This is a genomic window from Streptomyces sp. WMMC1477, assembly GCF_027460245.1.
Taxonomy (GTDB): domain Bacteria; phylum Actinomycetota; class Actinomycetes; order Streptomycetales; family Streptomycetaceae; genus Streptomyces.
The window spans coordinates 4,610,001-4,629,007 of record NZ_JAPZBD010000003.1 but is presented as its reverse complement, the minus strand read 5'-3'; the positions used below and the strand labels follow the sequence as shown (position 1 = coordinate 4,629,007).

9 protein-coding genes, 1 tRNA gene and 2 rRNA genes (1 of these 12 only partly in view) are annotated in these 19,007 nt (G+C 70.4%); 1 reads left to right on the top strand and 11 read right to left on the bottom strand.

Annotation, left to right across the window (positions count from 1 at the left end):
• Positions 1-54: 54 nt before the first annotated feature.
• The 7 genes from O7609_RS20665 to O7609_RS20635 form a co-directional block, all read right to left on the bottom strand.
• Positions 55-609 (bottom strand): CinA family protein, encoded by a 555-nt coding sequence (locus O7609_RS20665; RefSeq protein ID WP_269735517.1) that lies wholly within the window; start codon positions 607-609, stop codon positions 55-57.
• Entirely contained in the window at positions 606-1,244 is a 639-nt protein-coding gene (gene pgsA, locus O7609_RS20660) for a CDP-diacylglycerol--glycerol-3-phosphate 3-phosphatidyltransferase (RefSeq protein ID WP_269735518.1), read from the bottom strand. The genes O7609_RS20665 and pgsA overlap by 4 nt, the downstream gene beginning before the upstream one ends.
• Positions 1,241-2,713, bottom strand: a complete 1,473-nt coding sequence (gene rimO, locus O7609_RS20655) for a 30S ribosomal protein S12 methylthiotransferase RimO (RefSeq protein WP_269735519.1) — start codon at positions 2,711-2,713, stop codon at positions 1,241-1,243. Before rimO ends, pgsA begins: the two co-directional genes overlap by 4 nt.
• Positions 2,714-2,829: 116 nt before the next feature.
• Entirely contained in the window at positions 2,830-3,648 is an 819-nt protein-coding gene (locus tag O7609_RS20650) for a helix-turn-helix domain-containing protein (protein ID WP_269735520.1), read from the bottom strand.
• 237 nt (positions 3,649-3,885) lie between these two features.
• Entirely contained in the window at positions 3,886-6,693 is a 2,808-nt protein-coding gene (locus tag O7609_RS20645) for a DNA translocase FtsK (RefSeq protein ID WP_269735521.1), read from the bottom strand.
• Between the two features lie 291 nt (positions 6,694-6,984).
• Entirely contained in the window at positions 6,985-7,662 is a 678-nt protein-coding gene (locus O7609_RS20640) for a response regulator (protein WP_269735522.1), read from the bottom strand.
• Positions 7,663-7,905: 243 nt separating this feature from the next.
• The gene (locus tag O7609_RS20635) at positions 7,906-13,335 is read right to left on the bottom strand and encodes a HAMP domain-containing protein (protein WP_269737176.1); all 5,430 of its coding nucleotides are present in this window, start codon (positions 13,333-13,335) and stop codon (positions 7,906-7,908) included.
• Positions 13,336-13,809: 474 nt separating this feature from the next.
• Here O7609_RS20635 and O7609_RS20630 point away from each other — a divergent pair, with 474 nt between their 5' ends.
• Positions 13,810-16,434: a SpoIIE family protein phosphatase gene (locus O7609_RS20630; protein WP_332328071.1), complete on the top strand. Its 2,625-nt coding sequence runs from the start codon at positions 13,810-13,812 to the stop codon at positions 16,432-16,434.
• Between the two features lie 69 nt (positions 16,435-16,503).
• Here the strand turns inward: O7609_RS20630 and O7609_RS20625 are convergent.
• From O7609_RS20625 to O7609_RS20610, 4 genes are all read right to left on the bottom strand, one after another.
• Positions 16,504-16,579 (bottom strand) — tRNA-Thr (locus O7609_RS20625).
• Positions 16,580-16,698: 119 nt separating this feature from the next.
• Positions 16,699-17,391 carry a DegT/DnrJ/EryC1/StrS family aminotransferase gene (locus O7609_RS20620; protein WP_269735523.1) on the bottom strand — a complete coding sequence of 231 codons (693 nt, stop codon included), beginning with the start codon at positions 17,389-17,391 and terminating at the stop codon, positions 16,699-16,701.
• A 98-nt stretch (positions 17,392-17,489) separates the two neighbouring features.
• Positions 17,490-17,606, bottom strand: a 5S ribosomal RNA gene (gene rrf, locus O7609_RS20615).
• 72 nt (positions 17,607-17,678) lie between these two features.
• A 23S ribosomal RNA gene (locus O7609_RS20610) occupies positions 17,679-19,007 on the bottom strand (it continues 1,798 nt past the right edge of the window).

The window sequence follows — 19,007 nt, the reverse complement described above, 5'->3', positions numbered from 1 at the left end:
GCCCCACCGTACCGCCTACAACCGCGGGCGTGCGGGGAGCGATGTCGTGTTCACTCAGGGCTGCAAACATCCCTGACCCCCGCTCTGTTCCGTATCCTGTCCCCCGCCATTCTCCAGTAGTTCTCCGCAGAGCAGATGGAGAACGGCTCGGACGCTCTCCTCCCGGATACGCGTCCGGTCTCCGGTGAGAGCCAGGCGACGGGCGGTGACCGGGCCCGTGGGTCCGGCGACGGCGACGTACACCGTCCCGACCGGTTGTCCGTCCTGCGGCTCCGGTCCGGCGACGCCAGTGGTGGCCACGCCCCAGCGGGTACCCAGCAACGCCCGAACCCCACCTGCCATCTGCCGGGCGACCTCCGGGTGGACGGCTCCCCGGGCGGAGAGCAGTTCGCCGTCGACGCCCAGCAGCCGCTGCTTGACGTCCGTCGCATACGCCGTGAGCGAGCCGCGGACACTCCGGGAGGCACCGGGGACGGCGGTGAGCGCGGCGGCCACCAGCCCACCGGTCAGCGACTCGGCGACCCCGACCGTCTCCCCGCGGCCGCGGAGCAGCCTCAGTGCCTCGGCGGCGAGAAAGCCGCTGTCCGCGCCACTCGCCGCGGGGCTCATCGGGCCCGCTCCTCCGCGAGCCCCGCCCGACGCAGCCGGGCGGCCTGCAGCACGTACTCCACGGCGCTGCCGACGGTCAGGACGACGGCGGCAGCCATGATCCACCAGCGCAGGCTGGCCAGCGGACCGGTCAGGACGAGGATGTACATGCCGACCGCGACGCCCTGGGCGAGCGTCTTGAGCTTGCCGCCCCGGCTGGCGGGGATGACGCCGTAGCGGATCACCCAGAAGCGCAGGAGCGTGATGCCCAGCTCCCTGCCGATGATCACGAGGGTGACCCACCAGGGCAGGTCGCCGAGCGCCGAGAGGCAGACCAGCGCGGCGCCCATGATCGCCTTGTCGGCGATGGGGTCGGCGATCTTGCCGAAGTCGGTGACGAGGTCGTACCGGCGGGCCAGCTCGCCGTCGAACAGATCCGTGATCATGGCGACGGTGAAGGCCGCCCAGGCCAGCGAGCGCCAACCCGGGTCATGACCGCCGTCCACCAGCATCAGCACCACGAAGCCGGGCACGAGGGCCAGGCGGATCATGGTCAGGACGTTGGCGATGTTCCACACGCCCGCCTGCCGCGCCGACGCCGGACGGGGCTGCGCCAGCCGTCCGCCGTCGGCCGCGGAGGCCGGGACGCCTGTCATGGGGCCTCCTCGACCGTCTCCGGCTCGGCGACCAGGTCCACACCCTCGGCCGCCACAGCCTTCGCTTCGACCATACGTCCGGGGGTGAGACCGGCGCAGCCGGGCCCGACGAGCCGCACCTGGCCGTCGGTCTCGGGGGCTTGGTGGGCGGCTCGGCCGAGGACGCCGTCCTCCCCGTCGACGCTCTCCACGAGCACGTGCAGCCTCTGCCCGAGCCGCTCCTCGGCGCGCTGCGCGGTCAGCTCCTCCGCCAGCGGCGTCAGGTGCGCGAGCCGCTCCGCGACGACGTCGGGGTCGAGCTTGTCCGCGTAGCCGGCGGCCTCGGTGCCGTCCTCGTCCGAGTAGCCGAAGACGCCGATCGCGTCCAGCCGGGCGCCGGAGAGGAAGCGTTCCAGCTCGGCGAAGTCGGCCTCGCTCTCGCCGGGGAAGCCGACGATGAAGTTCGACCGCACCCCGGCCTCGGGCGCCTTGGCCCGGATCGTCTCCAGCAGCTCCCAGAAGCGCTCGGTGTCGCCGAAGCGGCGCATCGCACGCAGCACCGAGGGCGAAGCGTGCTGGAACGAGAGGTCGAAGTACGGCGCCACCTTGTCGGTGCCGGCGAGCACGTCGATGAGACCGGGGCGCAGCTCGGCGGGCTGCAGATAGCTGACGCGGACGCGCTCGATGCCGTCGACGGCGGCCAGCTCGGGCAGCAGGGTCTCCAGGAGGCGGATGTCCCCGAGGTCCTTGCCGTAGGAGGTGTTGTTCTCGGAGACGAGCATGATCTCCCTGACCCCCTGCTCCGCCAGCCAGCGGGTCTCGCCGAGGACGTCGGCGGGGCGCCGGGAGACGAAGGAGCCTCGGAAGGAGGGGATCGCGCAGAACGAGCAGCGGCGGTCGCAGCCGGAGGCGAGCTTCACCGAGGCGACGGGGCTGGTGTCGAGCCGACGGCGCAGCGGCGCGCGCGGACCGGAGGCCGGGGCGAGCCCGTCCGGGAGATCGGCGGGCGCGGACGCGAGAGCGTCCCCGTGACCGGGCAGCGCGACCCGGCTGTCCTGCCGCTCGGCGGGCGTGACGGGCAGCAGCTTGCGCCGGTCCCGGGGCGTGTGCGGGGCGTGGACGCCTCCGGAGAGGATGGTCTGCAGGCGGTCTGAGATGTCGGCGTAGTCGTCGAAGCCGAGCACACCGTCGGCCTCGGGCAGCGCGTCGGCGAGTTCGGCGCCGTAGCGCTCGGCCATGCAGCCCACGGCGACGACGGCCTGGGTGCGTCCCCGGCCCTTCAGGTCGCCGGCTTCGAGCAGGGCGTCGACGGAGTCCTTCTTGGCGGCCTCGACGAACCCACAGGTGTTGACGACGGCGACATCGGCCTGCTCCGCGTCGTGGACGAGGTCCCAGCCGTCGGCCGCCAGACGGCCTGCGAGCTCCTCCGAGTCCACCTCGTTACGGGCGCAGCCAAGTGTGACCAGGGCGACGGTACGGCGTTCGGGCATGGGCTCAAGCCTACTTCGTCCCGGCCGTGGTCCCGGTCGTGCCCTGCGCGAGCGCGGGACACGACCGGGGCCGCGGCGGGGTCGGGCCGCCCCGGGCGCCGGGAGGCCGGTGCGGCTCAGCCCTGCGCCGGGTCGCCCTTGGTGTAGCTGACGCGCTGCACCTGGCCGACCTCGCCCACCTGCTCGACCTTCTTGCCGTTGACGTACAGCTCGACGGCTCCGGCGTTGCCGAGGACGAGGTCGATCTGCTCGTCGTCGGTGAAGGTCTTGCTGTCGCCGTCCGTGAGCACGCCCTCGTGCAGGAGGCGCCCGGTGTGGTCCTCCGCGGAGATCCAGCTGTCGCCGTCCTTGGCGACGAGCCGCACGGTGACCTTGTCGGCCGGGGCCGCGGCGATGGCGCTGTCGGACGGTTTCGGTTCCGGTTCGGCCGTCGCGGAGGGACTGGGTTCCGCTTCGGCGGACTGCTGATCACTGGATTCGGCGACGGGGGTGCCCTTGTCCTCACCCCCGACGAGAGTGAAGCCGACGAACCCGATGACCACGACGATCGCCGCGACCATCGCCGCCGTCCAGTTCGGACGGCGGCGCTCAGGCCGGATGCGTTCGGCTTCGAACAGCGGTGCGGCGGGTGTGGCCGCGGGACGTCCGCCGTGCTCTGCGTCGTACTGCTCGACGACGGGCCGTGGATCGAGACCCACGGCCCTGGCGAGCGAGCGGATGTGCCCGCGCGCGTACACGTCGCCGCCACAGCGGGTGAAGTCGTCCTGTTCGATCGCCTGCACGATGGGAACGCGCACGCGGGTGGCGGCACTGACCTCCTCGACGGTCAGTCCCGCTTCGACTCGGGCTTGCTGGAGGACCCGGCCGACGGGCGGCCGGTCCTCGTGCGGAGCGGCCGAAGGCCGGTCCTCTTCGGGGGAGTTGCCGATGGACACGGGGGCGCCTTTCGAGCGTGTAGCCACCTGCTGGAGATTCAGTCTAAGGGGGTCGTGACAGGTTCGGACAACGGGGCGGACGGACGTCTTCCGCCCCCAGGATGGCCGAACATCCCGGGGGCGGAGACGCGCAGCGCCGCAGCGGTACGGGTGATGTTCCGCTTACCCGCCTAACTGGACGTATGCCCAGAGGAAACGGTTGTCCGCGTGTTCGTTACGAGACCTAGTCTTAATGAGTTACCTATCAGTGTCCCCGCGAATGAGTGCCAGCACTCCATCGAGTTCATCCGGTTTGACGAGCACGTCCCGTGCCTTGGAGCCCTCGCTCGGGCCGACGATGTCGCGGCTCTCCATCAGGTCCATCAGCCGGCCCGCCTTCGCGAAGCCGACCCGCAGCTTGCGCTGGAGCATCGAGGTGGAGCCGAACTGCGTGGAGACCACCAGCTCCGCGGCCTGGCACAGCAGGTCCAGGTCGTCGCCGATCTCCTCGTCGATCTCCTTCTTCTTCCCCTGGCCGACGAGCACGTCGTCCCGGAAGACCGGCCTCATCTGCTCCTTGCAGTGCGCGACGACCGCGCGGACCTCGTCCTCCGTGACGAAGGCCCCCTGCATTCGGGTGGGTTTGCCCTGCCCCATGGGGAGGTACAGCGCGTCGCCCTTGCCGATGAGCTTCTCCGCACCCGCCTGGTCGAGGATGACCCGGCTGTCGGCCAGCGAGGAGGTGGCGAACGCGAGCCGGGAGGGCACGTTGGCCTTGATGAGCCCGGTGACGACGTCGACGGACGGGCGCTGGGTCGCCAGCACGAGGTGGATGCCCGCCGCCCGGGCCAGCTGGGTGATCCGCACGATGGCGTCCTCGACGTCCCGCGGCGCCACCATCATCAGGTCGGCCAGCTCGTCGACGATGACCAGCAGGTAGGGGTAGGCCGCCAGTTCCCGTTCGCTGCCCTCGGGCGCCGTCACCGAACCGGCGCGCACGGCCGTGTTGAAGTCGTCGATGTGGCGGAACCCGTAGGCGGCCAGGTCGTCGTAGCGCAGGTCCATCTCGCGCACCACCCACTGCAGGGCCTCCGCGGCCTTCTTGGGGTTGGTGATGATGGGGGTGATCAGGTGGGGGATGCCCTCATAGGCCGTCAGCTCCACGCGCTTGGGGTCCACCAGGACCATCCTCACGTCCTCCGGCGTCGCCCGCGCCATGACCGAGGTGATCAGGCAGTTGATGCACGACGACTTGCCGGAACCGGTGGCGCCCGCGATCAGGATGTGCGGCATCTTCGCGAGGTTCGCGTTGACGTATCCGCCCTCCACGTCCTTGCCGAGCGCCACGACCATGGGGTGGTCATCACCCTGGGCCTCGGCCGAGCGCAGCACGTCGCCGCAGTTCACCATCTCCCGGTCGCTGTTGGGGATCTCGATGCCCACGGCGGACTTGCCGGGGATCGGGGAGATGATCCGCACGTCCGGACTGGCCACCGCGTAGGCGATGTTCTTCGTCAGTGCGGTGATCTTCTCCACCTTCACCGCCGGGCCGAGCTCGACCTCGTAGCGGGTGACGGTGGGCCCGCGCGTGAAGCCCGTGACGGCGGCGTCGACCTTGAACTCGGAGAACACCTTCGTCAGCGACTCGACGACGGCGTCGTTGGCCGCGCTGCGCGTGCGGCCGGGGCCCCCGCGCTCCAGCAGGTCCAGCGAGGGCAGGGCATAAGTGATGTCCCCGGCGAGCTGCAGCTGCTCGGCCCGCGGCGGCAGGTCGCCGGTGCGCTCGGGGGCCGGCTTCGTCAGGTCCGGCACGCCGCCGGGCGGCTCCGGCCGGGTCTGCCCGGCCGCCCTCCCCCGCCCGGGAGCGCCCGCCCCCGGGGCGTCCTCGGCGGCGGCCGCCCGCGCCTCGTCCCGCTCGGCGGCCACCGTGCTGCTGATGTCGGCCAGCAGCCGCGACGGCTGAACCCCGTGCAGCAGCGCGCCGTCCAGGTCCGCAGCGGCCGCCGCGGCGAGATCGACCGCGTCCAGCGACCGCCCGTCGCGACGGGTGGGCATCGCCGGAGGCCGGTCCACCGAACCCGAGCCCGTACCCGCGCCGCCGCCGTCCGCCGCGCCCCCGTCCAGCGCGCCGACGCCGCGACGCGGCCGGCGCGCGGCACGGCGGCGGTCCAGAGCCTCCTTCTCGGCCTCCAGCGGACCGGCGTCCTTGCGCAGGTCCGCGCGGCGCCGGCGCGGTGCCACCCCCGCGTCCTCGTCCTCCGCCGCGTCGAAGCCGTCCTCGGCCTCCTCCGGGGCGGCCACGATGCCCAGCCGCACGCCCGCCTGACGCAGCCGCTGCGGAACGGCGTTGACCGGGGTGGCGGTGACCACGAGCAGACCGAACACCAGCAGCAGCACGAGCAGCGGAACGGCCAGCACCTCGGTGACGCTGAGGATCAGCGGCTGCGCCGCCGCCCAGCCGATCAGCCCTCCGGCGTCCCGCAACGCCTCCTCGCCCGCATCCCGGCCTGGGGCGCCACAGGCGATGTGCACCAGTCCCAGGACGGCGGCGACGAGCGCGGAGAGCCCGATGACGACGCGACCGTTGGCGTCCTGCTCCTCGGGATGCCGGATGAGCCGGACCGCCATGGCACCGAGCAGGACGGGCAGCAGCAGGTCGAGCCGACCGAACGCGCCGGTGACCAGCATGGTGATGAGATCCCCCACGGGCCCCCGCAGGTTCGACCACGTCCCCGCGGCGACGACGATGGCCAGCCCCAGCAGCAGCAGCGCCAGCCCGTCCTTGCGGTGCGCCGGATCGAGTCCCTTCGCCCCGCGCCCTATGCCCCGCAGGAGCGCGCCGACGGCGTGGGCGACGCCCAGCCAGACCGCGCGCACCAGGCGGAAGATACCGCCGGTGGGGGACGGCGCGGGCTTCGGCGGCGGCTTCTTGGCCGCGGCCTTCTTCGCCGGCGCCTTCTTCCCCGTGGCCATGTTCGCCGACGGTCTGGCCGGCGGCTTCGCCGCTGACTTCTTCGCGGGCGCCTTGCCGGCTGCTGCCCGGCTGCCGGACGTACGTGAGGCCATGATGGCGAGGTTACCGCCGCACGCCGGGTGAGGCACGGATGGACCAGGGGTTCGCGCGGGAGCGGGGGTGCCTCGGCTCCGTCCGCCGCCCGCGCCTCCCGGCTGACGCGCGGTCAGCGTCCGTGGCGAGCCCGCCCACGTCCCCTCCCTCGTCCCCGACGGCGCCCGCCCGGCGCCGGACGCGGCGCGCCGACGCGGCCGGTGTCCGCGCACCGGCCGGGACGCGCGCGGCCCCGTCGCGCCGAACGCGACCGGGCCGGGATCAACGGCGCCGGAAGGAGAACGCTGTGCTCACTGCTGGGTGGGCACGGAGGCGGGATGGCCCTCCGAGCCCGGCTCCAGCGCGTCAAGTGCCCTGCGCAGCCCGGACAGTTTGCGCTCCAGGTGGGCCGCCGTGGCGACGGCTCCGGCGTCCGCGTGGTCACCCAGCTGCTTGGAGAGCGCCTCCGCCTGCTCCTCGACGGCGGCCAGCCGCGCCGAGAGCTCGGCGAGGACGCCCGCCGCCGTCTCCTTGGCGTTCTCCGGCCCCTGGCCGTTCTCCAACTGGAGCCGCAGCAGCGCGGCCTGCTCCCGCAGCTGCACGTTCTTCATGTACAGCTCGACGAACACCGAGACCTTGGCCCGCAGCACCCACGGGTCGAAGGGCTTGGAGATGTAGTCGACGGCGCCGGCGGCGTAGCCGCGGAAGGTGTGGTGCGGGCCGTGGTTGATGGCCGTGAGGAAGATGATCGGGATGTCGCGCGTGCGCTCTCGCCGCTTGATGTGGGCTGCCGTCTCGAAGCCGTCCATGCCCGGCATCTGGACATCCAGCAGGATCACGGCGAAATCGTCCGTGAGCAATGCCTTGAGCGCTTCCTCCCCTGACGATGCCCGGACCAGCGTCTGATCGAGCGCGGAGAGGATCGCCTCCAACGCCAGCAGATTCTCCGGCCGGTCATCGACCAGGAGGATCTTGGCCTTCTGCACCATGGCCCGTCCTCCTCGCCCCGGTAGCGCCGAGGGCGCCACTCCTGGGGACGACTCCTTTGCGCCGCCCGTCCTTGTGCCGGTCATGGTAGCCAAACCCCGCGGTCCGCCACACCCTGTCACCGAGATGTCACTGTGCACACAGCGGGAACGCCCCAGGAGACCAGGAGGTTCCCGAATGCCGCAGTTCCCTCCGGAACCGGCCACAGCCAGTCAACATACACGGCCGCTCCGAAGAGCCGCATATCAGCCTGCCCGCATCCACTCGTCCATGACGGAGAGCAGGTGGTCCGGGTCGACCGGCTTGGTCACGTGGTCGGACGCGCCCGCCCCGATGCTCTTCTCCCGGTCGCCCTTCATCGCCTTCGCGGTGAGCGCGATGATCGGCAGCCCGGCGAACTGCGGCATCCGGCGGATCGCCTGCGTCGTGGCGTAGCCGTCCATCTCCGGCATCATGATGTCCATCAGGACCAGTGCGACGTCGTCGTGCTGCTCCAGCACCTCGATGCCCTCGCGGCCGTTCTCCGCGTACAGCACCTGCAGCCCGTTCTGCTCCAGCACGCTGGTGAGGGCGAACACGTTCCGCACGTCGTCGTCGACGATGAGCACCTTGCGCCCCTCGAAGCGGCTCGGGTCCACCGGCTGGGGGCTCGCGCCGCGGCGCATGCCGTAGCGCGGCGGCTCCGGCTCGGCCAGGCCCTCGCCCACCGGCTCGGCGGGCGCCGGACCGGCGGCCCGCACGGGCGCCTCCGGAGCGGCCCTCTCCCCGGCCGACTCCGCCTCGTCGGCGAAGCGCCCGCCCAGCAGCTCGTCCGCCCGGCCGTCCGCCCAGCCGTTCGCCGGCCCGGGCAGGGCCGGGGGCACCAGCCGCGGCGAGACGGGCTCGGGCGCGGGCGCGGCCTCCACGGGCCCGGGCTCCGGCAGCCCGGGCAGGGCCAGCGGCGCGCCGTCGGGCTGCTCGAACCGCGGCGGCGGCAGCTCGGTGGGGTGCAGCGGCAGGTACAACGTGAACGTCGAACCGCGGCCCGGCTCACTGACGGCGTCGATCTCGCCGCCGAGCAGCCGTGCGATCTCCCGGCTGATCGACAGCCCGAGCCCGGTGCCGCCGTACTTGCGGCTCGTCGTGCCGTCCGCCTGCTTGAAGGCCTCGAAGATCACCCGCATCTTGCTCTGGGCGATCCCGATGCCGGTGTCGGTGACCGAGAAGGCGATCAGCTCGGCGTCGGCGTCCCGCAGCGCGCCCTGCTCCAGCATCTGCTGGCGGATGGCGACGGGCACGTCGTGGCGCGCGGGGCGGATCATCAGCTGCACCGCGCCCGTGTCGGTGAACTTCACCGCGTTCGACAGCAGGTTCCGCAGCACCTGCAGCAGCCGCTGCTCGTCGGTGTGCAGGGTGGGCGGCAGCTCCGGCGAGACGCGCACGGAGAAGTCGAGGCTCTTCTCGGCGGTCAGCGGCCGGAAGTGCGCCTCGACGTAGTCGACGAGCTGCACCAGCGCGATGCGCGTCGGGCTGACGTCCATCTTGCCGGCCTCGACCTTCGACAGGTCGAGGATGTCGTTGATCAGCTGCAGCAGGTCCGAACCGGCGCTGTGGATCGTCTCGGCGAACTCGACCTGCTTCGGGTTGAGGTTGCCCTCCCCGTTGTCCGCGAGCAGCTTGGCGAGGATCAGCAGCGAGTTCAGCGGCGTGCGCAGTTCGTGCGACATGTTCGCCAGGAACTCCGACTTGTAGCGCATCGAGACGGCGAGCTGCTCGGCCCGCTCTTCCAGCACCTGCCGCGCCTGCTCGATCTCGGAGTTCTTGATCTCCACGGCCCGGTTGGTCTGCGCGAGCTGCTCGGCCTTCTCCTCCAGCTGGGCGTTGGACTTCTCCAGCGCCTTCTGGCGGCTCTCCAGCTCACCGGAACGCTCCTGGAGCTGCTCCGCGAGCTCCTGGGACTGCTTGAGCAGGACCTCCGTCTTGGTGTTGACGCTGATCGTGTTGACGCTCGTGGCGATCATCTCGACGATCTGGCTGAGGAAGTCCTTCTGGATCTGGGTGAAGGGCTGGAACGCCGCCAGCTCCACCACGCCGAGGACCTGTCCCTCGAAGACCACCGGCATGATGATCACGTCCGCGGCCGGCGCCTCGCCCAGCCCCGAGGTGATCTTCAGATAGCCGGGCGGCACGTTCTCCATGATGATCGTGCGCTTCTCGGCGGCCGCCGTCCCCACCAGCGACTCCCCCGGCGCGAAGGACATCGGCATCGAGCCGGGCGCGTAGCCGTAGGCACCGAGGAGCCGCAGTTCGTACTCGCCGTCGCCCTCGCCGACACCCGCCTTCTCCGTCGCCGGACCCGTGGGCACCGCGAGGAAGAACGCCCCGTGCTGGGCCGAGACGGCCGGGGCCAGCTCGCTCATGATCAGCTGCGCGACGTCGTCCAGATCGCGGCGGCCCTGCATGAGCCCGGAGATCCGGGCCAGGTTCCCCTTCAGCCAGTCCTGCTCGCGGTTGGCCAGCGTGGTCTCGCGCAGGTTGCGGATCATCTCGTTCAGGTAGCCCTGGAGCTCCATGATCTCGCCGGCGGCGTCCACGTCGATCCGCACCCCGTGGTCGCCCCGGGTCACGGCGGTGGCGACCTCGGCGATGGCGCGGATCTGACGCGTCAGGTTCCCGGCCATCTCGTTCACGGACTCCGTGAGGTCCTTCCACGTGCCGGCGACGTCCCGGACCCGGGCCTGACCACCGAGGATGCCCTCGGTGCCCACCTCGCGGGCCACCCGCGTCACCTGCTCCGCGAACAGCGAGAGCTGGTCGACCATCGTGTTGATCGTCGTCTTGAGGGCGAGGATCTCGCCCCGCGCCTCGATGTCGATCTTCTTGGTGAGGTCGCCCTTGGCGATGGCCGTCGTGACCTGGGCGATGTTGCGCACCTGGCCGGTGAGGTTGTTCGCCATCGAGTTCACGGACTCGGTGAGGTCCTTCCAGGTGCCCGAGACGCCGGGCACCCGGGCCTGGCCACCCAGGATGCCGTCGGTGCCCACCTCACGGGCCACGCGCGTCACCTCGGCTGCGAACGAGGACAGCGTCGTCACCATCGTGTTGACCGTGTCGGCGAGCCGCGCGACCTCGCCGCTCGCCTCCACCGTGACCTTCTTCGTCAGATCGCCGTTGGCGACGGAGGTGGCCACCTCGGAGATGTTCCGCACCTGGCCGGTGAGGTTGTTCGCCATCAGGTTCACGTTGTCGGTGAGGTTCTTCCAGATCCCGGAGACCCCCCGCACCTGCGCCTGGCCGCCGAGCTTGCCCTCGGTGCCCACCTCGCGGGCCACCCGCGTCACCTGCTCGGCGAACGAGGACAGCTGGTCCACCATCGTGTTCACGGTGGTGACCAGCTCCAGGATCTCGCCCTTCGCGTCGACGGTGATCTTCTTCGAGAGGTCGCCCTGGGCCACTGCCGTGGACACCTCGGCGATGTTGCGGACCTGGGAGGTGAGGTTGTTCGCCATCCCGTTCACCGACTGAGTGAGGTCCTTCCAGGTGCCGGAGAGCCCCTTGACCTCGGCCTGGCCGCCGAGGATGCCCTCGGTACCCACCTCGCGCGCGACGCGCGTCACCTGCTCGGCGAACGAGGACAGCTGGTCCACCATCGTGTTGATCGTGGTCTTCAGCTCCAGGATCTCGCCCCGGGCGTCGACGGTGATCTTCTGCGAGAGATCACCGCGCGCGACGGCTGTGGCGACCTGCGAGATGTTGCGCACCTGCGAGGTGAGGTTCCCGGCCATGCCGTTCACCGAGTCGGTCAGGTCCCGCCACACGCCCGCGACGCCGGGCACCTGCGCCTGACCGCCCAGCCGGCCCTCGGTGCCCACCTCCAGGGCGACCCGGGTCACCTGGTCGGCGAAGGCCGAGAGCTGGTCCACCATGGTGTTGATGGTGTTCTTCAGCTCCAGGATCTCCCCGCGGGCGTCCACCTGGATCTTCTGCGAGAGGTCACCCCGCGCTACGGCGGTCGTGACCTGCGCGATCTGGCGCACCTGGTCGGTCAGGTTCCCGGCCATCGAGTTGACGGAGTCCGTCAGGTCCTTCCAGGTGCCCGAGACGCCGTCCACCCGGGCCTGGCCGCCGAGCCGGCCCTCGGTGCCCACGTCCCGGGACATGCGGGTGACCTGGTCGGCGAAGGAGGAGAGCTGGTCGACCATCGTGTTGACGGTGTTCTTCAGCTCCAGCATCTCGCCGGACACGTCCACGGTGACCTTCTGCGACAGGTCACCGTTCGCCACCGCCGTCGTCACCTGCGCGATGTTGCGCACCTGGCCGGTGAGGTTGCGGAACGCGGTGTTGACCGAGTCCGTCAGATCCTTCCACGTCCCCGCCGCACCCGGCACCTGCGCCTGACCACCCAGGGAGCCCTCCACGCCGATCTCCCGCGCCACGCGGGTCACCTCGGCGCCGAAGGAGGAGAGCTGGTCGACCATCGTGTTGACGGTGTTCTTCAGCTCCAGCATCTCGCCGGACACGTCCACGGTGACCTTCTGCGACAGGTCACCGTTCGCCACCGCCGTCGTCACCTGCGCGATGTCCCGCACCTGCGCGGTGAGGTTGCGGAACGCGGTGTTGACCGAGTCCGTCAGATCCTTCCACGTCCCCGCCGCACCCGGCACCTGGCCCTGACCACCCAGGATGCCCTCGGTGCCCACCTCGACGGCGGCCCGCGTCACCTCGTCGGCGAACGTCCGCAGCGTCTCCGTCATCGTGTTGATCGTGTCGGCGAGCTGCGCGACCTCACCCCGCGCGTTCACGGTGACCTTCTGCGAGAGGTCGCCGTTGGCCACCGCCGTCGTCACCCGGGCGATCTCCCGCACCTGCGAGGTCAGATTGCCCGCCATGAGGTTCACGGAGTCCGTCAGGTCCTGCCAGACGCCGCCGACGCCCTCGACCCGGGCCTGGCCGCCCAGCTCGCCCTCGGTGCCCACCTCGCGGGCCACCCGCGTCACCTCGGACTGGAACGAGGAGAGCTGGTCCACCATCGTGTTGACGGTGTTCTTCAGCTCCAGCATCTCGCCCGCGACGTGCACCGTCACCTTGCGGGACAGGTCACCCTTCGCGACCGCCGTCGTCACCAGCGCGATGTCGCGCACCTGCGCCGTCAGCCGCGAGGCCATCGTGTTGACGGAGTCCGTCAGGTCCTTCCAGGACCCGGACATGCCCCGCACCTTGGCCTGACCGCCGAGCTTGCCCTCGGTGCCCACCTCGCTGGCCACCCGCGTCACCTCGTCGGTGAACACCGAGAGCTGGTCCACCAGCCCGTTCACCGTGCGGGCGACCTTCAGGAACTCCCCGCGCAGCGCCCGCGGCGGCGAACCGTCGGGCCCCTGCACCCGCAGGTCCATGCGCTGGCCGAGATCGCCCTCCGCGACGGCGGTGAGCACCCGCCCGACCTCGGAGACCGGTCGCACCAGGTCCTCCACGAGCGCGTTCGAGGCGTCCACGGCCGTCAGCCAGGACCCTTCGCAGGCCCCCGCCTCCAGCCGCTCGGTGAGACGCCCCTCCCGTCCGACGACGCGGCGCACCCGTGAGATCTCGTTCGCCAGGTGCAGGTTCCGGTCCGCGACCTCGTTGAAGATGGCCGAGATCTCCGCCATCGGCCCGTCACCCGCGACGGTGAGGCGCTTGCGGAAGTTGCCGTCCCGCATCGCCACGAGCGCCGTGCGCAGCCGGTCCAGCGAAGCCCTGTCGACTTCGACGGTTCCGCTCCTGCGGGCCCGTCCGCCCTTCGGTCGCGTGCTGGCGCCGCTGTGCGCCGCTCCGCTGGAGTCCACCGCGTCCCTCCTGCAGGGTCGACCATTCCGCCTGGCTGACTCAACCAATCGTCCCAGTGTTTCACCTCGGCAGAAGGAGGCGATAACAGTTCGGCAGCATCGCACACGCCGGTGACATGACCGGCAGGGGGGAAACACCTGCGACCGGCGCCCGCGGGCCCGGTCGACGTCAGTACCCTGGCTCAGGCGACGGGACGGCCCGCCGCCGCAGCGAGACGGGCAGCAAAAGGGCAAGGAGAGGGCGCCGGGGTGGACAAGCAGAGCGCCGGTCTGGGGCGAACCGGTCGCGTGGGCGCCCAGCGGACTCCCGAGAAGCGCGCAGAGCCGACGAGCCGGACCGAGAAACCCATGGGGAGCGCAGTGATCACCGCACGGGCCGCAGCCACCTTCGAACCGGTGGGCCGCTCCGTCGCGGCCGCCCGCGGCTTCGTGCGCGACACCCTCCAGGGCTGGGGCCTGGCCGACATCGTGGACGACGCCGTGGTCCTCACCAGCGAGCTGGTCACCAACGCCGTCGTCCACGCCGGCACCTCCGCCGAGGTCGTCTGCCTCCGGGAGGACGACGGCGTCCGGATCGAGGTCGTGGACCGCTACCCGGAGCGCGAGGTGCCCATCCGCGACGCCACCCAGGCCCTGCCCGGGCCCGACCGCGAAGGCGGCCGCGGCCTCCTGCTGTGCGCCGCCCTCGCCACCCGCTGGGGCGTCGACTACACCGCCTCCGACAAGCGCGTCTGGTTCCGCCTCGCCCTCCCCGAACGCCCCGTGGGCACCCGCACCGCGGGCCCCGCGATTCCCGACGAGGCACTGCCCGTCACCGACACCCGGGTCCGCGTGGCCGTCGTCCAGATCGACCGCGCGGGGCTCGTCACCGTGTGGAACGAGGACGCGGAGGAACTGTCCGGCTACCCCGCCGAGCAGGTCGTCGGCAAGCACCTGACCGACTACGCCGCCTGGCCGCACACCCCCGGCACCGGCACCGGCATCGCCGAGGCCCTGTTGCTCTCCCGCTGGGAGGGCACCTACGGGCTACGCTGCGCGGACGGCCGCACCGTACCCGTCTACGCCTCGCACCTGCGCATCCGGGACGCCGAGGGCGAGCCGTCCACCGTCTGCCTCCTCGTACGCGACCACGAGCGCGCCGTCCTCCAGAGCCCGGCGCGCTCCGCGTCCTCCTCCGACGCCGGCGGCGGCGGCGAGAGCCGGGAGCGCGCCACGGACCCGTTCGAGGTCTTCATCGGCTCGCCCGCTCCCGAAGATCTCGACGGCCTCCTCCAGCGCACCGTCGAGCGCGCCCGCGACATGCTCGACGGCGACGCCGCCTACCTGCTGCTCGCCACCGACGACGAGACCGAGCTGGAGGTCCGCGCCTCCACGGGTCTCGCCTCGGCCCGGCACCGCTTCGCCCGGGTCCCCGTCGAGGCCGGCAGCGGGCGCTACGGCAGCGCCCGCATGCCCTCCGTCCACGAGGACCTCACCTCCGTCCCCGGGGCGGTACCGCTGCTCACCGGCACCGGCATGCGCTCCGTCGTCACCGTCCCGCTGAAGGTCGAGGGGCGGCTGACCGGCTCGCTCGGCGTCGCCGCCGAGACCCCCGGCCGCTACACCAACGAGGAGGCCCTGCGTCTCCAGTTCGCCGCCGACCGCATCGCACTCGCCGTCGAGTCCGCCCGGCTCACCGAGCTGGAGCGCCTGCGCCGCGGCTCCCTCTCCTTCCTGGTCGAGGCCTCCGACCTGCTGGCCGGCACCCTCGACCGCGACCAGACGCTGGCGCTCATGGCGCAGATGACCGTGCCCACCCTCGCCGCCTGGTGCGCCGTCTACACCATCGCGGAGCCCGCCTCCGACCCCGAGCTCGCCTACGTCCTCCACGAGGACGAGGACCTCATCGACGGGCTCAAGGCCCTGCTGTCCAAGGTCGAACCGCCCGAACCCGTCCTCTCCCCCGGCGCCCGCGGCTGGAGCGCCCCCGGCGAGGCGGCCCACTCCACCGCGCTGCGCACCTCTCTGCGCAGCCTGCTCCTCGGCGACGAGCAGATGCCGGCGCCCGGTGCCGGTCTCGCCACCGCCTCGGCCGTCGGCGGCGAGACCGTGGTGATGCCGCTCGTCGCCCGCAACCGGGTCATCGGCATGCTCACCCTCGGCAAGCCCACCGACGAGCGGTTCCGCCAGGAGATCCTCGAACTGGCCGAGGACCTCTCCCGCCGGGCGGCCCTGGCGCTCGACAACGCCCGGCTCTACTCCGAGCGCACCGCCATCAGCCAGTCGTTGCAGCGCAGCCTCCTCCCGCCGGAGCTGCCGCAGGTCCCCGGCGTCGAGGTGGAGGTCATCTACCGCGCGGCCGGCGAGGGCAACGAGGTCGGGGGCGACTTCTACGACCTCTTCCCCATCCGCGACGGCGCCTACGGCTTCGCCATCGGCGACGTGTGCGGCACCGGTCCACAGGCCGCCGCCGTCACCGGGCTGGCCCGGCACGCCCTGCGGCTGCTCGCCCGCGAGGGCTTCACCGGTCCGGCCGTCCTGGAGCGCCTCAACGCCGCGATCCTCGACGAGGGTTCCCGCAGCCGCTTCCTCACCCTGCTCTACGGCGAGGTGTGGCCGCAGGAGGAGGGCGGCGCCCTCCTGAAGGTCGTCTGCGCCGGGCACCCCCTTCCGCTGCGGCTGCGCCAGGACGGCAGCGTCGAGCCCGCCGCCGAACCGCAGCCGCTGCTCGGCGTCATGGACGACCTCGAGCTGTACGAGCAGACACTGACGCTCGACCCGGGCGACGTCCTCGTCTGCGTCACCGACGGCGTCACGGAACGCCGCGAGGGCACGCGCATGCTGGGTGACGAGGGGCTGGCCGAATGCCTCACCACCTGCACGGGCCTGACCGCCGGAGCCGTCGCCGCACGCGTCATGCGGGCCGTCGAGCGCTTCGCCTCCGACGCCCCGTCAGACGACATGGCCATTCTGGCGATGCGCGTTCCCGAATAGCCGGTCCCGGACCGCCCTGTGCCACAACGGCGAAAGGCCCCCGCCTCAAGGACGGGGGCCTTTCCTTCGTGGAGCCCCAAAACGGAATCGAACCGTTGACCTTCTCCTTACCATGGAGACGCTCTGCCGACTGAGCTATTGGGGCCTGTCGACGGGTTAGATCATACCCGACGGTGAAGCCTGCTCCGGACCGCCCCCGTGACTCCCCGACACGAGGGCAAGAGCCTCACCGCGAGGACACCAGCCGGATCAGGCCGACGGTATTCAGCACACCGGCTCCGGCAGCAGGCCGCCGAGGGCGTTGCAGGCCGACACCATCTTGTGCAATTGCCGTCGTGTGAGGCCCTCGTGCACGGGCAGCGCCAGCGACTCCGCGGCGGCCCGTTCCGTCTCCGGAAGCCGCGCCTCACTCCGGGAGCCCGCGATACGGTGCGCCGGGGTCAGTATCGGCACCTCGCCCAGGATGCCCCGTGACCGCAGCGCGAGCCGGAAGGCGTCGCGGTCCGGACGCCCGTTGCCCTGTACCCGCACCACGTACCGGGTGAACAGATGCTCGCGCCCGGGGGACGCCGTCGGCGTCACCACCCCGGTGAGCCGCGCGTTCAGATACTCGGCGAGCTGACGACGCCGGGAGGCGCCGGCCGAGAGACCAGCCTCGTCCCGCAGTTCGCGCGGGTCGATGACGGCGATGTCATGACGCCGCGCCAGCTCTTCCAGCCCTTCCAGATCGGGCGTCTGCCCGAACAGGGCGACCGGCAGTATCGCCGTCGTCCGTTCGGAGAGCACGTCCGCGACGGCCGCGGGATCGAGGCAGAAGCTGGCGGCGTCGATATCCGCGAAGACCGGGACCGCGCCCTGCGAACGCACCAGTGCGGCTGCCCACTCCCCACCGTAGGAGGGCAGCACCACCTCGTCGCCCGCTCTGACTCCGGCCGCAGCCACCACTGAGGTACCCATGTGCTGATGGTCACCACGAGACATGAACGGCCGGTGACGGACAACAAAAAGCCCGGGGTCCTGGACGATAAATCCAGAACCCCGGGCTCTCACGATTTGTTCGGCGGCGTCCTACTCTCCCACACGCTCCCGCATGCAGTACCATCGGCGCTGAAAGGCTTAGCTTCCGGGTTCGGAATGTGACCGGGCGTTCCCCTAACGCTATAACCACCGAAACACCATGAAACAAACAAACCGGCCAACACACGGTTGTTGTCTCAGAACCTACACAGTGGACGCAAGCAACTATGGACAAGCCCTCGGCCTATTAGTACCGGTCAACTCCACCCATCACTGGGCTTCCATATCCGGCCTATCAACCCGGTCGTCTACCGGGAGCCTTACCCTCTCAAAGGAGGAGGGAGCCCTCATCTCGAAGCAGGCTTCCCGCTTAGATGCTTTCAGCGGTTATCCTTTCCGAACGTAGCCAACCAGCCATGCCCTTGGCAGAACAACTGGCACACCAGAGGTCCGTCCGTCCCGGTCCTCTCGTACTAGGGACAGCCCTTCTCAAGACTCCTACGCGCACAGCGGATAGGGACCGAACTGTCTCACGACGTTCTAAACCCAGCTCGCGTACCGCTTTAATGGGCGAACAGCCCAACCCTTGGGACCGACTCCAGCCCCAGGATGCGACGAGCCGACATCGAGGTGCCAAACCATCCCGTCGATATGGACTCTTGGGGAAGATCAGCCTGTTATCCCCGGGGTACCTTTTATCCGTTGAGCGACGGCGCTTCCACAAGCCACCGCCGGATCACTAGTCCCGACTTTCGTCCCTGCTCGACCCGTCAGTCTCACAGTCAAGCTCCCTTGTGCACTTACACTCACCACCTGATGACCAACCAGGCTGAGGGAACCTTTGGGCGCCTCCGTTACTCTTTAGGAGGCAACCGCCCCAGTTAAACTACCCACCAGACACTGTCCCTGATCCGGATCACGGACCCAGGTTAGACATCCAGCACGACCAGAGTGGTATTTCAACAACGACTCCACCACCACTAGCGTGATGACTTCACAGTCTCCCACCTATCCTACACAAGCCGAACCGAACACCAATATCAAGCTATAGTAAAGGTCCCGGGGTCTTTCCGTCCTGCTGCGCGAAACGAGCATCTTTACTCGTACTGCAATTTCACCGGGCCTATGGTTGAGACAGTCAAGAAGTCGTTACGCCATTCGTGCAGGTCGGAACTTACCCGACAAGGAATTTCGCTACCTTAGGATGGTTATAGTTACCACCGCCGTTTACTGGCGCTTAAGTTCTCAGCTTCGCCACGCCGAAACGCAGCTAACCGGTCCCCTTAACGTTCCAGCACCGGGCAGGCGTCAGTCCGTATACATCGCCTTACGGCTTCGCACGGACCTGTGTTTTTAGTAAACAGTCGCTTCTCGCTGGTCTCTGCGGCCACCCCCAGCTCACCCAGCACGTGGGATCACCAGAAGAGGCCCCCCTTCTCCCGAAGTTACGGGGGCATTTTGCCGAGTTCCTTAACCATAGTTCACCCGAACGCCTCGGTATTCTCTACCAGACCACCTGAGTCGGTTTAGGGTACGGGCCGCCATGAAACTCGCTA